Here is a 16,568-nt window from a genome sequence, read left to right as displayed (position 1 = left end):
AATTCATGATAAAAAGTTTTAACTCAGCTGGTACTGAAGATATTTTTGATGGCAAGGCATCCCGATCTGCTCGAAGATGCTGCCCTCAATCTGTTTGGCCGGTTGCCCGCCGAAAGTTGGATCAAATCAACCGAGTTCGGGAGATCAATGAACTGAAAGCGCCTCCTGGAAGTCGATTGGAACGCCTGAAAGGCGACCGGGAAAATCAATACAGTATCCGCATTAACCAACAATACAGAATTTGTTTTCTATGGGAGGAAGGCCATGCCTACGAGATCGAAATCACGGATTACCACTGATGTTGGCCGGCGGCTGCCTCGAAATCGTCCGCCCACTCATCCCGGGGAGATGCTTCTGGAGGAATTTGTTAAGCCCCTTGACCTTACACAGGCAGAACTTGCACGGCGTTTAGGCGTTTCTTACCCTCGTCTGAACGAAATTATTAAAGGCAGGCGTTCGGTAACTCCGGATACTGCTTTACGCCTGTCCAGGGTTTTGGGTATGTCCGCAGATTTCTGGCTGGGCTTGCAACAGGATTGGGACCTTTGGCATGCAATGAACAGCCCTGAAGCAAAACAGATTAAGCGTCTGAAACCAATCCCCAGAGATAAGCATTCTTTTGCATAACCATTTTCTGCTCTTGACAGGTAATTCCGCTATCGCTCCATATTTGCAAGAGAGAAATATGTTATCGCCAAAAAATGATATCTGAGCATGTTTGAGATTCTGAAGCGTAATCCAAATTTGAAGAAACTTTTTGCAGGAAACCCTTCATAGGAATTTCTTGCTTCAATTTATTTTCAAACTTGTTTTTTATCTGCATCGTGTCTCCGGCTCACCGCTTTCTTTTTTTCTAAATTTTTTCCGGTGATGTGCCGAATCATTATTGTCTGAAACATTGAAAAACAAACAACCATTGTGGAATTCATCTATGATGATCAATATCCCCGGCTTTGCCTTGCCGGCGGGTAGATGCAGTAAAGGGATGCTGCTATAAACAGGAGTCGACATGTATCATCGTACCATTAAGATCTTTCTCGCGACACAGGATCCACATCTCGAAACCCTTCTGGCAAACGTTGCACCATTGAATCCCTTTTCGCATCAATTTATCAGTCAGCCGCAGGTGGATGAAGCTGCGATACAGGACTGTGCGATAATTATCCTCGACTTAGGTACCGATATCAGTGAATGCGTAAAAAAAACACATGCATCAAAGCAGGAAAATTCGCTGCTTGTCGGGTGTTTTACACCGGAAACCCTGCCTGTACTGGCTCAGGTCCACAATCTGCTCGATCAGGTCTGGATTAAACCATTTGCCGAAGACAAAGTACTGGATTCTTTCGCCAGACTCCTGGAGCTGCTAAAGGAACGCGAAGACGCAATCCTGACAGAAAAATATCTTGATTCTCTAATTGACAGCCTGCCTGACCTGATCTGGTTCAAGGACGCAAGGGGTGCGCACCTGAAGGTGAACAACAGCTTTTGTCGTACTGTCAACAAAACAAAAGAACAAATTCAAGACAGGGGACATTACTATATTTGGGACATTGAACCCGATGAGTACGCCAGGGGCGAATATGTCTGCCTGGAGTCTGAAGAGATTGTGCTTAATAAAAAGGAGACGTGCCTGTTTGATGAAACAGTGAAATGCGGGGAGGAACTGCGGAAGTTCAAAACTTACAAATCACCCATTTTCGATATTGATGGCCGTGTCATGGGCACGGCAGGATTTGCTCACGACGTCACGGATCTGCGAAACCTGCTGATCGAATTGAGTATTCTGATTGAAAGCCTGCCCTTTGCAGTGGTGGTTGCCGACAAGGACAGAGTCATAACCAGCGTCAATAACAAATTTATCGATCTTTTTTCGCTTCAACGAACCCAACTGATGGATAAAAACCTCAATATTTTCATTGATCCATCAGAAAAATTCACCCATGATTCAAAATGGGTTATAGAATCAGATGATGGAGATACGCTGCTGCTATCAAAAAACAAGGTCCTCAAAATTCACGACGAGGCGCTTCTCGATACCTTTGGCGTGTTGGCCGGGCATATATATCTTTTTTTTGACATTACCCTGGAACATCGTCAAAAAAACAAGCTGCTGATAGACGCCAACACGGATCATCTGACCAGGTTGAACAACAGACGAAGCTTACAGGATTTTATGCGCAAGACCCCCTGCCAATCGAACACCGCCCTTTTGCTTGCTGATCTGGATAACTTCAAAGAAGTAAATGACCAATACGGACATGATGAAGGCGATAGGATACTTGTTGCATTTTCCGGTCTGCTCCGGGAAATTTTTCCCATCGAGCATTTGTATCGTCTGGGTGGCGATGAATTTGCCATCATCATCCCAAAAGCGCAACATTACGAAATCCCCAAAGTGCTGGCTGAAAAGCTGCTGACAGGATTTGAAAACAAGATTTTGCACCAGTTTCCACACACCAGGGTTTCAGTAAGTATCGGCATCGCTCTGGGCACTGACATACAGGAATATGAATCTATCCCTGTAGATTTTGGAGAATTGTTCAGAAAAGCGGATATCGCCTTGTATGATTCGAAAAATTCAGGGAAAAGCGCCTATACATTCTGGGACAGGCATTCGCAAAACGCATAAACAGAAGGACGGATCAGAATAACAAAGATAAAAATTTCTAAACAAACCCTGACCCCAAAAGACTATATGATCCAAGCTGAGATGAAATAACCGAATGCTCATCCGGGACACGCCAATCCACGTTCATCATGTGAAAAAATCTCCAGTCTGATTAACAAGTATACGAAATATAAGAAAATCAACGAAAGCCTGAATTGGATTTGAGGGTGGTTGACAATCTTTCCCTGTCAGAACTCAGGCTCTTGAATTCATTTCCGATGCTCATCTCAGGAGGATGCTTTTGGCTTCTATAGCTAATTTTTTGGCCTGATCCGTTAGCATTCTTTATTTTTCTTTGGTACCACTAACATTCACCCGGCAAGATACGCACCGGGTTGCCAAAGTGCCGGCGGTTAAAAACAATCGCATCTACGCGCTGCCGGCTTATATCGATTCAAGCGTTATTGAGTGTGAGGAAATTTTTGCGCGCAGGGCCCAGGCACTGGACAAATAACGCGGCAGTCTGGATTTGAATTTGGAGATTAAACATGCAGCCAACCGGTCAGGTCAAAATTTGCCCGGCTGAAAAAAGCCGTCTGCGGAAACATCGATACTGGCAGTCCGGCGAGCTTATCACAATCGGCACTTTTGCCGCGCTGATCAAGATATCGACCATGGTTATCGCCATTGCCGGCGGGGGCATGAACCCGGTTTCCATGGTATTGAAAAACATCGCGGCCACATCCCTTCTGATTATTTTGGTCTACAAGGTGCGCAAGTTCGGGGTGCTGGCGATGTTTTCCGTTATCAGCGGGCTGGTCTCCCTTCTGCTGATGGGCGGTAATGCCATGCTTTTGATTGGCAGTATCGGGGCCGGGCTGATCTGCGACGGGCTGGTTTTCGTGGTATCCGGTTACAGCAAAACATGGGCGATGGTTCTGGGCGTGGGGCTTTATGATCTTTTGGCCCGTGCCATTTCACTGGGCTATTCCTGGTTTTTTTTCCAGGAGCAGATCGGGCTTTTTTTCATGGGGGCAGTCGTGGTCGGCATCGGTTATGCGGGGTGCCTGATCGGGTTGGCAACGGGCGTTTTTTTTGCCAGGGAGCTGCGGCATGCAGGCATTATTCGGCAGTAGCGCCGCAAACGCGGCCGGTGCAGAAAACGTCATCCAGGCGCTCGATGTCCGCACCCGGATGCTGATTTGCGTTGTGGCATCGGCAACGGTCATTTTTATTAAGGATTGGTATCCCCTGGCCATGCTAGGGGCGGCCAGTTTTGTCTATGCCGCGGCCCATAACCGGTTCCGGGTGCTGGCTGTCGCCTATGCGGCGGTTTCTGTCATGGCATTGACAGCTCTGGGCTGTGTTTATGTGATGTTGGTATTCATGCCGGAAATGGGAGATATGGGCCTGGGGCCTTTTTTAAATCCCTTCCTGCGGGTAGTGATACTGATCCACGTTGTGCTCGCCCTGGCCATATCCTCGCGGGTCAAGGAATTGCTGAGCACCCTCAAATCCCTGCGCCTTCCCCTGTTTGTTTATTTGCCGGCCACGGTGATGATCCGGTTTATTCCGAGTTTTATAAACGATGTCCGCCTGATCAGGGAAACCCTCAAGATAAAGGGCTACGCTGTCAATCCCCTGACGCTGACCCTGCGGCCGGCCCTGACCCTGCGGCTTTTGTTTGCGCCGATCGTGGTGCGGGCGCTTCGCTCGTCGGATGAGCTTGCTGTTGCCGCGGAATTAAAGGGCCTCGGTTACGCGGACAGGATGACCTTTATTGCACAAAATCGATTCCGGCCGGCAGACTACATTGCCTTTGCAGTCACAGTCATTCTGGCTGTGGCGGCGCTATAAAATGCCTTTTGAAAGGTTCTCAGACACAGCATGAACGAAATCATTCGCTTTGAAAACGTTTCCTATACCTATCCCTTTCAGACGCATAAGGCCCTTGATGGCATAAGTTTTGCCGTACCGGCCGGCGAAGCGGTGCTGTGCACGGGCGCAAGCGGCTGCGGCAAATCCACCCTGGTCCGCATGTTAAACGGCCTGATTCCCCATTATTTCCATGGCAATATGCAAGGACGGGTGCGGGTTTGCGGCGCGGAAACCGCCACCTGTCATATCCATGAAATCTCAAGGTATGTGGGTACGCTGTTTCAGGAGCCGGAGCAGCAGTTCTTTGCCCTGACTGTGGCCGACGAATTGGCCTTTGCCCTGGAGTGCCGGGGCATTGCACCGGAGCAAATACAGGCGAAAATCCGGGCCGAAGCCGACCGGTTCCGGCTGGCGCATCTCATGGCCGCTTCTGTATTTGATCTTTCCGAAGGGGAAAAGCAGAAGGTCGCCCTGGCATCGATTCTGGCCCAGTCGCCTTCGGTTATTGTCCTGGACGAGCCTTCAGCCAACCTCGATCCCGGGGCCACCGAAGAGTTTGCCCGAATCCTGACCGATTTGAAACAGCAGGGCATGACCCTGTTTATCGTGGATCACCGGCTCTACTGGTTAAACAAGCTTGTCGACCGGGCATTTGTTCTTGAAAACGGACGGATCTGCGAAACCGGATCGTTTTCCATACTTGAGAAACGCTCGGTTCAGGATCGCTACGGCCTGAGGCAAACCCGTGTCCAGGCGCCATCAGTCGCCATGGTTTCAGCCGGCCAGGCAGATGGCGAAGGTTTTAGGATTGAGAATCTGAGCTTTGCATTCAAAAACCGGACGCCGGTTTTTGAATCCGCAGCTGCATTTCTGCCCAAGGCCAGTGTAATAGCCGTAACCGGGGCAAATGGAGCTGGTAAAACCACGTTCGCCCGCCTGCTGACCGGCCTGCTTCGTCCCCGATCCGGTGAAATTCATTACAGGGGCCGCACGGCTTCGCCCAAAGACCTGCTTAAACATGGCAGCATCGTGCTGCAGAACACGGATCATCAGCTGCACATGAAAACCGCCGGCCAGGAGCTGGCTGCCGCCGCGCGGCACCTGCCCAAAGCAGAGCGCCGGCAGCGGGCAAAAGACCTGCTGGGGTTTTTCAATCTTTCAGATTTTATCGACCGGCATCCCCAGTCCCTTTCCGGCGGCCAGAAACAGCGCCTGGTCATTGCCTGCGGGATCATTAAAGATCCGGACATACTGATACTCGATGAGCCCACCAGCGGACTGGACGGGTTGAACATGAGAATTATCGCCAATGCCATAAAAAAGCTTTCGGAAAACGGCACGTGCGTTCTGGTCATCAGCCATGACCAGGAGCTGATCAGCACGGCCTGCACCCATGTGCTTGCCGTGCCCCTGGCAAGGCAAGCGGCTGACTCGGCGGCGCCCGGCCATGCCGTGGGGTTTAGAAATAAAAAATGAGAAAGGAAAAATAAAGATGAAATCAATGGTGGTCTGTTCCAGTCGTACCGGAAACACCCTGAAAGTGGCGCAAGCCGTCTATGAGGTCCTGCCTTTGCCCAGGGCGCTTTACCCCGTGGATGATGCCCCGGACCCGGATGCCTGTGATTTTATCGCCCTTGGGTTCTGGGTGGATAAAGGCACGGCAGATGAGAAAGCCCGCCGGTATCTGGAAAAACTCAAGGGCAAGCCGATATTTCTGTTCGGCACCCTGGGAGCGTACCCGGGTTCCGAGCACGGGAAGAAATGCATGGAAAATGTCAAAGCGCTGGCTGCGGACAATCAAATTTTGGGCACCTTTCTTTGCCAGGGCCGCGTGGATCCGGAGATGATCAAATGGATGGAGGAGAATCTGCAGGATGACCCCCATCATGGCATGACCCCGGAACGAAGGGCACGGCTCCGGGAGGCCGAGCGCCATCCAAATGCGGATGACCTGGCAGCAGCAGGCAACAGGCTCAAGGAAACACTCAACAAAATGAAGAAAAAACGGCAGGGAAGCCATGCGCAAAATGATTGAGCCGGAAATCCGGCAAGCTTTAAGCCTTTGGAAATGGGCAACGATATGTACAGTGAGCCCGGGCCGAATGCCATACGCCATCGAAGCCACATATTTCATGGCCGATGACAGTCAGATGAATTTCATGATCAACCCGCGGGGCACAACGGTTCGAAACATTCAAAAAAATCCGCATGTGCTGGTGAAAGTGACATTGGCGGACCCATCCCTTTCCCGGTGGGCCGGGGTTTCGGTTTTTGGGATAGCCAGAATGGAGCGATCGCCGGCAAAGATACGCCGGGGATGGGCGCTTTTGGGGCAGGTGATGAATGCGGACTACAGGGAAGCAGCGGAAAAATTTGTACGAACACCGGAAAAATCACCGCTGTTTATCGTTGACATCCGGGAAATGACCGGCCGGTGCAGCGCCGGACCTGGCAGCGGGATTGATTTTCAATGGTTTGATCAAAGGAGACAGGTATGAGCGTTGAAAATAGCGGTCCGATCGGTAAAGAAACAGGAGATCTTCAGCCCTCCTCGCATGATGGACAAAACCGGGGAAAACTGGACCGTCGGACTTCACAGATGACAGAAAGAGCGGAGCGCCGCTTTTTTGCCCGGGAGGGGGTGGATCCACTGACCGCAGCCTTTACCAGAAAGAGTGCGGTTCATGCAGGAATCGGCGGCAAGCCCGTTGAAAATGCGCTTATCCCGAAGACCTGGGAAAAAATCATGAATCAGCCCAGGACAGCGTCTTCAACCGCTTACTTTCATATACCGTTTTGCCGCAACCACTGCCTGTATTGCGGCTTTTATAAGTATTCCGCCGATCGGGCCACAAGCCGGGATTACACCGATGCCCTGATCCGGGAACTGCACATGGACCGGGACAAACCCGCTGTATTCGGTTATCCGCTGCATGCGGTATACCTTGGCGGCGGAACGCCGACAGTGCTGGCGCCAAAAGACCTGGAGCGCCTGCTGAAAGCCATCTGCAATATACTGCCGCTTGCCAATGACAGCGAGATAACAATAGAGACAACTGCTGCCGATCTGAATGAAGACATTCTTTCAGCCTGTATTGCCGGCGGTGCCAATCGATTTTCCGTGGGCGTGCAGAGCTTTGATACCGCTGTGCGCAAAAACCTGGGCCGGAGAAGCGATCGGGAAAAGGTGATGGAATGCCTGCAAAGCGCAAGGGACAAAAATGCCGCAGCGATAATCATTGATCTGATTTACGGGCTTCCGGGTCAGAATATGACCATTTGGGAAAACGATATGAAAACCTTTCTGGACCTGGAAATCGATGGTGCGGACCTTTATCAGCTAAATGTATTTAACAACACCCCTCTGGCTGCATCTGTGGAAACCGGCCGGCTGCCGAAGCCTGCCGAATTGGCCGAGCAGGCGCACATGTTCAAACGCGGGGTCGAGTTAATGGATGCCCGGCACTGCCGGCGGCTGTCCATGACCCACTGGGCAACCGGCGGCCGGGAGCGAAATATGTACAACCAGCTCATGAAAAGCGGGGCGCCATGCCTGCCCTATGGGGCCGGAGCAGGCGGCACGCTGGGGGGGTATCTTTGCATGGTCAATGGCCATTTGAATACATATTTAAAAGAACTGGCAGCCGGGCGCAAGCCGGTTTCCGGTATGCTGGCCGCACCGCCGCAAAAGCCCCTGATCAACGCCATTGCCGGTGGTTTGGAGACCGGTTATCTGAACATGGAAAAGATCCGGCAAACCCACGGCATAGATATTGAGTCGATCTGCGCCCCCTTGCTTGAGCAATGGTGGAGAACCGGGCTCATCCACCGCGACGGCGGCAGGGTCAAGCTCACTCTTGCCGGCCAGTTCTGGCAGGTCAACCTGGCCCAGGCTTTGATCGATCATCTGCTGGAAAACCTTGAGAGCCAATAAAAGCAGGACAGGCATGTTTCGTAGGATAGAAGCCGGCGATTCAGGCATTCAATAAAAACCAGAGAAGCACCCGAATACCTCCTCACGACCCCCAGCCTGTGTGTTTTTGTTTTTTACCGCTAATCTTCTGGCCCGTATCGTTGATGGCGCCGTAAAAGTCCAATATCTGCGTTACGCGCAATTTCTCAGAATTTCACCTACGGATAAGTACGCTGCATTCTTCGAAATGGCGCAAGCCTTGATCTTGAACTTTTTACGGCACCATCTGAAATCAGACTTTTTACGGTGCCATCATCGTTAGCTTTGAATATTTTATTAGAGTATCAAATTAATTTTAGAAGAGGAAAATTTTGCCGGAGTTTGGCTGTTATCACAGGCCTGGTCAATAAGGCTGGACGCTTTGGAATAAACAGGAAGGGGCCCATAATTTTTAAAATCGAAAGGGGGGAAAGTGAAAAAAGCATATCCGGGTAAAGACTTTCGTATCATTTCCCGTCATAGCGCAGGCAACCTGCATGTTTCTTTGACGGGTGATTTTACAGGCCGGTGTGCCTGGGAGCTGTTTAAGACCATCCGGCAAAACAGCGCGAATTGCAAGCGGATATTTGTAGACACGGAAAGACTTCAAAAAATTATCCCCGCAGGCGTAAGCCTCTTTAAACATCATATGGGCGTTACTCCCATGCGCCGGGACTGGCTTTACTTTAAAGGCGACAACGGATTTAAAATCGCACCAGACGGCGCCCGGGTGCTCATCAAAAAAAGAAACACTAAACGATCAGGAGGAAAACATGAAAAAAGCGCTGATTATTTACGGTACGACAACCGGTAATGCCGAGATGATGGCCGAGGCTATGAAACAGGAAATGGATGCCGCCGGCTTGGAAACCGGGTTAAAGGAGGTGACGGCCGCATCGGTTAAGGACCTCTCCGCTGAGCAGGATGTGATACTTTTGGGATGGCCGGCTTACGGTGATGAGGAAGCTGAGCTTCAGGAGGACTTTGCAGAATTTTATGAGAAGCTTGATGGATGTGAGCTGAATGGCGCAAATTTTGCCGTGTTTGCGCCAGGCGCCAGTTCTTACACGCATTTTTGGGGGTCCGTGGACATGCTTGAGGCAAAAATGGAGAGCATGGGGGGCAATAAAGTGGCGGCTGGCCTTAAAATAGACGGAGACCCCTCGGATGAAAGCAAAGTCATCATCGGTTCGATGATGCCGATCTGCGCTCGGATTGGCTGGGTGCCCTGGCCCATGCCAGCATGGAAGTGGGGAAAAAGGAATTCCGGAAACACAGTACCGAATTACGTGAAATTGGGTACTGTGCCCGGATTAGAGCGACAATGATTTTACGTTCAACTTAAGGAGGTTCTGCCATTGCCAGTTGTGATCTTGCGCTTTTTCTTTGCCCCCCAATCAGCGCAATCAATCCCAGCAGACAAGTGACGGATTTTTTTGGGTGAAAAAGTGCCCGCAGGAGGAAAAAGTGTTTTCGATACTTGAACCGTATACCGCTATCATCATAAAAGACCGGCGTGAGATGATTTATGGCCATAAAATATGTCTGACCGGCCAAGCTTCGAATCAAATCCTACATGTGGACATCGGTTGTCGCCGCCAATCTTTTGACTCTTGCCAGGGCCAAGCTGTCCGGGCAGCAACCACGCCAACTCCAAACCCTAAGATCGATCCCAAGACCCACCCAAGACCCTTGAAGCTGAAAGACCGCATTTTTAATTCGGGGGTTAGCTATAGGCCATGCTTTTCTATCTCCTGATCAGCAAAAGTTCCGTTACAGGGACCTTCTGGCGTGCTTCAGGCATGACAATTCTTGTCAATTTCATTGACGAAAAGTGTCAGTCGCAAGCCTTTCGCGATTTCACCTTTCATTGAAGTCATTGCAACAATTAAGGGTTTTGAGCATTGTCTTAAATGGTATGCTTTTTGCTATACAATTCGGCTTGGGCTGTTTTTTCGCGCCCGTTTACAAGGTGGTTTTGGCGGAGAATGCGTTATGAGTGAGTTATCTGGAAATATTTCCAAAATCATCTTCAGGAGAACCGTTGCAGGGCTAAAAGGCAGTGTGTCGGTCAACGGCAAAATGCTGGAGATGTTGATGGCTATCGATGGGCGGACGAATCTTGGCGAAGTCTCGCGCAAAACGAACATGAGACTTTCCGAGATGCGGCCACTTGTATCGAAATTGTTGGATTACGACCTCATCGAGAAAGTTCACGGCAGGACCGAGATGATCGATCCTGCCTTTTTCGGTTTTATGGCCGGACATCTATCCAAATTCGCCGGCCCGATTGCCCAGATGATGGTAGAGGACGCCGTGACGGAAATCGGCGGTGAGGAGATGAAGGTGCCGCTTGACAGCGCCGCCGAACTGATCGAAACCGTTGGACAGCAGGTGTCGGATGAAAACGAGAGGATCGAATTCATAAGAAGCATGCTGAAAAAACTTGAAGAAAAATAAGATATGGCGAAGGGAGACCGCAACATGGTCATTATTTGCGAGGAGTGTGGCAAGCGGTACAAAATTGACGAAGAGAAACTCGTCAAGGCGCGTACGTTGTTCAACTGCCCGAACTGCAAAAGTGCGATAGAGGTCCTCAAACCCAAACAAAATGTCGAAACCATCGAGCCCGAGCAGGTTTCGGGCGATATGTTGAAAGACAATAGTGCGGCCCACGGATCATTTCAAACCGTGGGCCGCAACGACACTTCAGAACCGCAGAGGCCCAAACCGGAATGGAAGACGGATCCGTCTTCCATTTCCGCGAAATCAAAATCCAATGGATTCACGATCGGGAAGAAACTGCTTTTGGTGTTTATAGCGTTTATTGTGCTTGCCGGATCCATTCTCACCTTGGTTTACATGAAGTTCGTACCCTCCCTTATGCATGATCAGATTGATTTGCGAACATATTCCATTTCACGCTCTTTCAGTGCCGCAATCCACCAGCCGCTGCTCATCAAAAACTATCTTCGCGTCAACAAGACCGCCGAGACCAATGCCGCGCTTCCCGGCGTGGCCTACGTGTCGGTCCTCAATAAACGAGGCGTTGTTGTCGCCGGTATTCTCGGCGACCAGGATCGGTTCGCACCGGATTTTATCGAGCGTGTCAAAACAAGCGGCTTTCCCAAGGAGATCTCGACCCAGAATCGAATACCAAGTGGGCAGCGAGAAAGCGCAACGGATTTCAGTGTGGGGGGACAGGAAATACACGATGTTGCCGTCATGATAGGCGATACCGGCGGCGAAGCACATGTCGGCTTGTTTACTGCAGACGTTGATCAGGCGGTTCGGCAGAGCCTCGTTCCTTTACTGATTTTTTTGCTGGTGATTGCATTTTTGGGGGGACTCTGTTTCCTGATGGTTGCCCGAACCATATCCAGGCCGATCCATTTGCTGTCGCAGGCGGCCGAAAAAATCAGCCTTGGAGAGATCGATATGCCCATCGAGGTCAAGGGCGGCGGAGAGATAAGCGATCTGGCAGCCTCGCTGGAACGCATGCGTTTTTCGATAAAAGCCGCCATGAAGCGCCTTCGGCGCAATTAAATCAAGGTCGACCTCTATTGTGATTGGAGAGACTTATGAAGCTACACCACGCGATGTTGATGCTTCTGCTACTTGTGGTTCCGACGGCGAACTATGCCGGAGAAGCCTACCAACTGTCGATGCTGCCCCGTTACTCCTCCGAGGAGATCAACCAACGGATTAATCCCCTGGCCGATTATCTGACACAAAAAACCGGGGTTCAAATCGAGGCGGTCATTACCAGTGATTTTTCCCAATATGAAAAGCGCCTTAAAAGCGGCGCCATCCAGATGGGCTATGAAAATCCCTACATCTACACCCTTGTTTCAGATACCCATGAAGTATTGGCCATGGCAGAAAAAGGAAAGGACCGGGATAAATTTCGAGGAATCGTTATTGCACGACAGGACAGCGGCATTTCAAAACTGGAAGACCTGCGGGGCAAGACCATCAGTATCGTCGGCTTGACCTCGGCAGGCGGGTATCTGTCGCAGAAATTGTCGCTGTCAAGGGTCGGCATCGATGTTGAAAAGGAGTGCACGATCTCGGAGGCGATGGACAACAAGCAGGAGAATGTCCTTCTGTCAGTCTATACCGGCGAGGCGGAGGCCGGATTTATCCGTGAATCCGCCCTTCATAAGGCCGACAACTACCTCCCGACCGCCCAGATTAAGGTGGTGGCGGTAAATGCGTGGCTGCCCAACTGGGCATTTTCGGTTGATAAAAGCCTTCCGGAAGATCTCAAGTGCGACATCCAGGCCGCCCTATTGGAACTAGATCCCGCGCATCCGGTCATCAAGGCATTGAAAATCGATCGTTTCAGGCCTGCCAGGGACAGTGAATACGACGAGGTACGACGCGCCTCGGGGATGAATCCAAAAACCGAATCATAGTCAATGAATGAGAGCATAATGAATAAATCCGCTACCTTGCTTTGGGCGACCATCTGTCTGGTATTGTTGCTTTCCATTCCGGCTTCGGCCACTGATGTTTACGAATTCTCCATGCTGCCAAGGTATTTCCCCAAGAAAATCCATAGCATGATTGATCCGTTGGCCGCCCATCTCTCCGATGAGATCGGTGCGCAGGTCAACCCGGTTCTGAGCAATGATTTCGGTGAATACGAAAATCGCCTGAAAAGCGGCGAAATAGATATCGGATATGAAAACCCTCTCGTCTACACAAAAGTGTCGGAAGCGCATGAAGTCCTGGCCATGGCGATCAAAGGAGAGGGTGGCGACCGGTTCCGGGGTATCATCATCGCGCGCCCCGATAGCGGGATCCAGGCCTTCAGGGATTTGAAACACAAAAAAATTATGATCGTGGGTGAAACGTCGGCTGGCGGATTTTTGTCACAGAAGCTGGCATTGGCCGAGAACGGTCTCGAGGTGGAAAACGACTGCGAACTAGAGGTGGCCTCAGACAACAAACAGGAAAATGTGATCATCTCCGTAAGTGTCGGTGATGTGGACGCCGGATTTATCCGCGAATCGGCCTTGCACATTGCCGATCAATACATCCAGCCCGGAACGATAAAGGTCGTGGCGCCATGCGCCTGGCTGCCGAACTGGGCGATTTCGGTCAATCGCCAATTGTCCGCTGAGATGAAGTCGGCGATCCGAACGGCCATGGTCAATCTGGATGAAGATTCGCCGGTGTTGAAAGCCATGGATGTGAGCGGTTTTAAACCGGCCGCAGACAGCGAGTACGACATCGTCCGGCAGGTATTGTCGAAGTGATTTGTCCGAAGACCTCCTTAAGATTCTCCCAAATTGGTGTTCAAATTAACTGCAGAAAAAGCCAACGAATGATTAAACGGGCAGTCTTTTTGCAATGTCCTGGCAGTGTTCTCCAATCCTTGATTCAAGTTTCGTTATCAAAATTTCCCGGTCAAAATCGGTAGTTAAATCATAGGCGATAACCTCCAGCGGGTGCCTGTGGGAGCCGAATTTAAGCAGGTTGATCCCTTAGACCTGGATAATAGTCATCGCTCCAAGTTCATCCCCTGGATAATATGGATGAGTTCATGAAAATGGATGGATTCACGGTATCTCTCTCAATACAAGTATTGCTGGAACTCCACAAAGACCTTGCGGATGTTATCCGGGGGGCCGAGTTCGGCCATTGCATCGCCGACGCTGTGGTATTTGAGTTAAATTAACTGCGGCAGCTTGGCGGTATCCAGTTCTTCCACACCGCGCGCCACGTAATGGTCCAGGGCAAAGTTTAAAAATTCCTGCTGGGGGTAATCATAGCCATTAAAGATTTCCGTCCGGCATGTTTCCACGCGCTCGGCCCGGGTGACCGGCGGCCGGGCAAAGGCGATATAGGCCAAAATATCATAGAAATCTGAATTTTCAGCCTCGATGAGTTTTCCGATCTCGCGCAGTTGCTCAGTGCCGTAGCCTTTTTCCGCCAGGCCTTCGAGCAAAGCCTTGTGGGTATCCGGACGGCTCCACAGGGCGCGCAGCTCGTCTTCGTCCCTGAACAGCTTTCACCTTCACCTTTTTGTTTTTCCGGCAGATACAGGGGTGTCTGCCGCATACCGGGCATGGCTCGCGCGGCAGGGGCTCGCCGTCCCACTCCGGATCGCTGAAGTGTTCATAGGCTTTCACAAAATCATATATGGTGAAATAGTCCTTGCCTTCAAACAGACGGGTGCCGCGGCCGATGTTTTGCTTGAATTCAATCATGGAGTTGACCGGCCGCATGAGCACAATATTTCGCACATTGCGCGCATCCACGCCTGTGGAAAGCTTCTGGGAAGTGGTGAGAATGGTGGGGATGGTCTTTTCGTTGTCCCGGAACATGGCAAGAAACCGGTCGCCCTCTTTGCCGGTCATCCGCACGCAGTAGCAGGGGTCACGGCTCTCTTTGAACTGGTTGATCAGATCGCGCACCGCCAGGGCGTGGGCCTGGGTGTCACGGAAAAGCGGTAAAGGCCAAAAACTCAGCCCTTGTTTTGCGGTGGTCCAAACGAATGGCCCCAAATTTTTGCGCATATTATCATTATAAGGGGGTGGGATGCAAATTCATTGGTGACAGAATGCCGGACAGAGTATTAATCTTGATGGTGCCGTAAATACCATGTTGGTCCCAAACCATGTTAGAATAAGACAGTCAACATCGAACTTATTCAACACCGGATTTAATGTATTGGTGGTAGCGCCCCGCCGCGTCCCCCGCCCGGTAATAGCGGGAGCCAAAACAGATCGACTCGATTGTATTCGCCTTGCCCAATATTCGGCTCATGGTATGCTTAAAAGCGTCGCCATTCCAAACAAGGCCCAAGAGGCCCAACGCAGTCTGATACGATGTCGTCGCGATTTGGTGGATTCGATTCGAACAGTCAAACAACGGATTCGCTCCCACTTGCTTTACCTTTCGGTCAAGGAACCTGCCGGTCTGGATTCCTGGAGCGACAAGGCGATCAAGGCGCTTTTTAAGCTTCCACTGCTGCCCAGGGCCAAGGGCACGATTAAAAGCCTTATCCGTGAATTGGTATTTTTGAAAAAAGAAAAAAAGCGTATCGAAGAACAGATCAGAAACGTTTGCCGGCAGTCCCATCATGGTAGAATTTTTGAATGCCTGCAGACAACACCCGGAGTCGGAGCGATCACCGCTGCCACGTTTCAATTGGAGTTGTTTGATCCGGGTCGGTTTAAGAATGGCAACCAGGTTGCCAGCTATGTAGGTCTGGCTCCCATGGTACGGCAAAGCGGCGAAAGTAAAGGTCGATCGGCCTTGAAGCCTGTGGGGCAAAAACGATTGCGCAGTCTGTTGGTCGAGGCAGCCTGGTGTTGGTGTCGCAAGGATGAACAAGCAGGAGCCAAGTATCGCCGCCTGGTGTCTAAGACAAACGTACCGCAAAAAGCGATAGTAGCAGTGGCCCGGGATCTGGCCGTGATGTTGTGGCGTTTGAGCCTTGAGCAACGCGCCTATCAGCCACGGCCGTTGGCAGTCTGAACTCAGTAAATAGCAGTTAGGGGAAAAAATTAAGCAAACAGCATTGGGGTGATGGTCGCGGTGGACTTTTGGCCTTGTAATAATTGCCATGCTGCCCCCGAATTATTATATGGTACATTCGGAAAGCATCTGGAAGATTTCGGGCTGTTTATTTCCCTGGTCACCGAGTGGGTCCAGCCCCTGCCCTCAGGTGGCAACCCTTGATCCGGATGTTCGGGCAATCACATAATGGGTCTGTACAGATCAGCGGTTTTTCCATTCCACCGGGGGTTGTTTTTCAACAAATGCCCGAATGCCGTTTTGTGCATCCTCGGCCATATTGTTCATGACAATGGTGTGCTTGGCAAAATCAAGCGCCTTGTCATCTTCCTGATCCACCTGGGAATAGAAGCCCTGTTTGCCGATGCTTAAAGTAAACCGGCTTGCTTCTGCAATTTGGGCCGCCAGCTTTTCCGTTTCCTGACCAAGTTCGTCTAAAGGCACCACCCGATTGACCAGCCCGAGCTGTTTGGCCTCTTCGGCCGGGAAAGAACGGCCGGTCAAAAGCATCTCCATGGCGGCCTTTCTCCCGATGGCCCGGGAAACGGCAACCGCCGGTGTGGTACAGAAAAGGCCGATTTTCACGCCGGGCGTGGCAAA

At 50.9% G+C, this 16,568-nt stretch carries 19 protein-coding genes; 15 read left to right on the top strand and 4 right to left on the bottom strand.

Going from position 1 to position 16,568, the window contains the following annotated elements:
- Nucleotides 1–5 precede the first annotated feature (5 nt).
- From HNR65_RS17395 to hutW, 9 genes are all read left to right on the top strand, one after another.
- Nucleotides 6–299, top strand: a complete 294-nt coding sequence (locus HNR65_RS17395; protein ID WP_181552805.1) for a type II toxin-antitoxin system RelE/ParE family toxin — start codon at nucleotides 6–8, stop codon at nucleotides 297–299.
- A complete protein-coding gene (locus tag HNR65_RS17390; RefSeq protein WP_181552804.1) occupies nucleotides 265–627 on the top strand; it encodes a HigA family addiction module antitoxin in 363 nt (120 codons plus the stop codon). The genes HNR65_RS17395 and HNR65_RS17390 overlap by 35 nt, the downstream gene beginning before the upstream one ends.
- A gap of 382 nt (nucleotides 628–1,009) precedes the next feature.
- Entirely contained in the window at nucleotides 1,010–2,629 is a 1,620-nt protein-coding gene (locus HNR65_RS17385) for a sensor domain-containing diguanylate cyclase (RefSeq protein WP_181552803.1), read from the top strand.
- A gap of 527 nt (nucleotides 2,630–3,156) precedes the next feature.
- Entirely contained in the window at nucleotides 3,157–3,744 is a 588-nt protein-coding gene (locus HNR65_RS17380) for an MptD family putative ECF transporter S component (protein WP_181552802.1), read from the top strand.
- Nucleotides 3,722–4,465, top strand: coding sequence for an energy-coupling factor transporter transmembrane component T family protein (locus tag HNR65_RS17375; protein ID WP_181552801.1), 744 nt, complete (start codon nucleotides 3,722–3,724; stop codon nucleotides 4,463–4,465). The genes HNR65_RS17380 and HNR65_RS17375 overlap by 23 nt, the downstream gene beginning before the upstream one ends.
- 30 nt (nucleotides 4,466–4,495) lie before the next feature.
- Nucleotides 4,496–5,962: an ABC transporter ATP-binding protein gene (locus HNR65_RS17370; protein WP_220128441.1), complete on the top strand. Its 1,467-nt coding sequence runs from the start codon at nucleotides 4,496–4,498 to the stop codon at nucleotides 5,960–5,962.
- Nucleotides 5,963–5,978: 16 nt separating this feature from the next.
- Nucleotides 5,979–6,521, top strand: a complete 543-nt coding sequence (locus HNR65_RS17365) for a flavodoxin family protein (protein WP_181552800.1) — start codon at nucleotides 5,979–5,981, stop codon at nucleotides 6,519–6,521.
- Nucleotides 6,505–6,984, top strand: coding sequence for a pyridoxamine 5'-phosphate oxidase family protein (locus HNR65_RS17360; RefSeq protein ID WP_181552799.1), 480 nt, complete (start codon nucleotides 6,505–6,507; stop codon nucleotides 6,982–6,984). The genes HNR65_RS17365 and HNR65_RS17360 overlap by 17 nt, the downstream gene beginning before the upstream one ends.
- A 101-nt stretch (nucleotides 6,985–7,085) precedes the next feature.
- Nucleotides 7,086–8,420 carry a heme anaerobic degradation radical SAM methyltransferase ChuW/HutW gene (gene hutW / locus HNR65_RS17355; RefSeq protein WP_181552798.1) on the top strand — a complete coding sequence of 445 codons (1,335 nt, stop codon included), beginning with the start codon at nucleotides 7,086–7,088 and terminating at the stop codon, nucleotides 8,418–8,420.
- Nucleotides 8,421–8,850: 430 nt separating this feature from the next.
- Here the strand turns inward: hutW and HNR65_RS17350 are convergent, their stop codons facing one another.
- Nucleotides 8,851–9,087: a hypothetical protein gene (locus HNR65_RS17350; RefSeq protein ID WP_181552797.1), complete on the bottom strand. Its 237-nt coding sequence runs from the start codon at nucleotides 9,085–9,087 to the stop codon at nucleotides 8,851–8,853.
- 124 nt (nucleotides 9,088–9,211) lie between these two features.
- Between HNR65_RS17350 and HNR65_RS17345 the strand changes: the two genes are divergently transcribed.
- From HNR65_RS17345 to HNR65_RS17325, 5 genes are all read left to right on the top strand, one after another.
- On the top strand, nucleotides 9,212–9,766 hold the full coding sequence (locus tag HNR65_RS17345; RefSeq protein WP_181552796.1) for a flavodoxin domain-containing protein: 555 nt from the start codon (nucleotides 9,212–9,214) through the stop codon (nucleotides 9,764–9,766).
- Between the two features lie 667 nt (nucleotides 9,767–10,433).
- A complete protein-coding gene (locus HNR65_RS17340; protein ID WP_181552795.1) occupies nucleotides 10,434–10,898 on the top strand; it encodes a DUF8082 domain-containing protein in 465 nt (154 codons plus the stop codon).
- A 3-nt stretch (nucleotides 10,899–10,901) separates the two neighbouring features.
- A complete protein-coding gene (locus HNR65_RS17335; protein WP_181552820.1) occupies nucleotides 10,902–11,984 on the top strand; it encodes a HAMP domain-containing protein in 1,083 nt (360 codons plus the stop codon).
- A gap of 35 nt (nucleotides 11,985–12,019) precedes the next feature.
- On the top strand, nucleotides 12,020–12,856 hold the full coding sequence (locus tag HNR65_RS17330; protein WP_181552794.1) for a phosphate/phosphite/phosphonate ABC transporter substrate-binding protein: 837 nt from the start codon (nucleotides 12,020–12,022) through the stop codon (nucleotides 12,854–12,856).
- Between the two features lie 18 nt (nucleotides 12,857–12,874).
- Nucleotides 12,875–13,702: a phosphate/phosphite/phosphonate ABC transporter substrate-binding protein gene (locus HNR65_RS17325; protein ID WP_181552793.1), complete on the top strand. Its 828-nt coding sequence runs from the start codon at nucleotides 12,875–12,877 to the stop codon at nucleotides 13,700–13,702.
- Nucleotides 13,703–14,115: 413 nt separating this feature from the next.
- On the opposite strand, the gene HNR65_RS17895 is transcribed toward HNR65_RS17325, so the two are convergent.
- Together HNR65_RS17895 and HNR65_RS17890 are read right to left on the bottom strand one after the other, a co-directional pair.
- Nucleotides 14,116–14,394, bottom strand: coding sequence for a type I restriction-modification enzyme R subunit C-terminal domain-containing protein (locus HNR65_RS17895; RefSeq protein ID WP_232364830.1), 279 nt, complete (start codon nucleotides 14,392–14,394; stop codon nucleotides 14,116–14,118).
- The gene (locus HNR65_RS17890; protein WP_220128440.1) at nucleotides 14,357–14,953 is read right to left on the bottom strand and encodes a helicase-related protein; all 597 of its coding nucleotides are present in this window, start codon (nucleotides 14,951–14,953) and stop codon (nucleotides 14,357–14,359) included. Before HNR65_RS17890 ends, HNR65_RS17895 begins: the two co-directional genes overlap by 38 nt.
- Before the next feature lie 97 nt (nucleotides 14,954–15,050).
- Here HNR65_RS17890 and HNR65_RS17315 point away from each other — a divergent pair, with 97 nt between their 5' ends.
- On the top strand, nucleotides 15,051–15,929 hold the full coding sequence (locus HNR65_RS17315) for an IS110 family RNA-guided transposase (RefSeq protein WP_232364829.1): 879 nt from the start codon (nucleotides 15,051–15,053) through the stop codon (nucleotides 15,927–15,929).
- 243 nt (nucleotides 15,930–16,172) lie between these two features.
- On the opposite strand, the gene HNR65_RS17310 is transcribed toward HNR65_RS17315, so the two are convergent.
- The coding region (locus HNR65_RS17310) for an enoyl-CoA hydratase-related protein (protein WP_232364828.1) at nucleotides 16,173–16,568 on the bottom strand (396 nt) is incomplete at its 5' end.

It is taken from the genome of Desulfosalsimonas propionicica (assembly GCF_013761005.1).
GTDB lineage: Bacteria > Desulfobacterota > Desulfobacteria > Desulfobacterales > Desulfosalsimonadaceae > Desulfosalsimonas > Desulfosalsimonas propionicica.
The sequence above is the reverse complement of the archived record's forward strand: the minus strand, read 5'-3'. Positions and strand labels throughout refer to the sequence as shown.

What these genes read in the sequence shown, in the direction of transcription:
- HNR65_RS17395 (WP_181552805.1), top strand. Translation starts at nt 6, where the DNA reads ATGATAAAAAGTTTTAACTCAGCTGGTACTGAAGATATTTTTGATGGC.
- HNR65_RS17390 (WP_181552804.1), top strand. Translation starts at nt 265, where the DNA reads ATGCCTACGAGATCGAAATCACGGATTACCACTGATGTTGGCCGGCGG.
- HNR65_RS17385 (WP_181552803.1), top strand. Translation starts at nt 1,010, where the DNA reads ATGTATCATCGTACCATTAAGATCTTTCTCGCGACACAGGATCCACAT.
- HNR65_RS17380 (WP_181552802.1), top strand. Translation starts at nt 3,157, where the DNA reads ATGCAGCCAACCGGTCAGGTCAAAATTTGCCCGGCTGAAAAAAGCCGT.
- HNR65_RS17375 (WP_181552801.1), top strand. Translation starts at nt 3,722, where the DNA reads ATGCAGGCATTATTCGGCAGTAGCGCCGCAAACGCGGCCGGTGCAGAA.
- HNR65_RS17370 (WP_220128441.1), top strand. Translation starts at nt 4,496, where the DNA reads ATGAACGAAATCATTCGCTTTGAAAACGTTTCCTATACCTATCCCTTT.
- HNR65_RS17365 (WP_181552800.1), top strand. Translation starts at nt 5,979, where the DNA reads ATGAAATCAATGGTGGTCTGTTCCAGTCGTACCGGAAACACCCTGAAA.
- HNR65_RS17360 (WP_181552799.1), top strand. Translation starts at nt 6,505, where the DNA reads ATGCGCAAAATGATTGAGCCGGAAATCCGGCAAGCTTTAAGCCTTTGG.
- hutW (WP_181552798.1), top strand. Translation starts at nt 7,086, where the DNA reads ATGACAGAAAGAGCGGAGCGCCGCTTTTTTGCCCGGGAGGGGGTGGAT.
- HNR65_RS17350 (WP_181552797.1), bottom strand. Translation starts at nt 9,087, where the DNA reads ATGATGTTTAAAGAGGCTTACGCCTGCGGGGATAATTTTTTGAAGTCT.
- HNR65_RS17345 (WP_181552796.1), top strand. Translation starts at nt 9,212, where the DNA reads ATGAAAAAAGCGCTGATTATTTACGGTACGACAACCGGTAATGCCGAG.
- HNR65_RS17340 (WP_181552795.1), top strand. Translation starts at nt 10,434, where the DNA reads ATGAGTGAGTTATCTGGAAATATTTCCAAAATCATCTTCAGGAGAACC.
- HNR65_RS17335 (WP_181552820.1), top strand. Translation starts at nt 10,902, where the DNA reads ATGGCGAAGGGAGACCGCAACATGGTCATTATTTGCGAGGAGTGTGGC.
- HNR65_RS17330 (WP_181552794.1), top strand. Translation starts at nt 12,020, where the DNA reads ATGAAGCTACACCACGCGATGTTGATGCTTCTGCTACTTGTGGTTCCG.
- HNR65_RS17325 (WP_181552793.1), top strand. Translation starts at nt 12,875, where the DNA reads ATGAATAAATCCGCTACCTTGCTTTGGGCGACCATCTGTCTGGTATTG.
- HNR65_RS17315 (WP_232364829.1), top strand. Translation starts at nt 15,051, where the DNA reads ATGTTGGTCCCAAACCATGTTAGAATAAGACAGTCAACATCGAACTTA.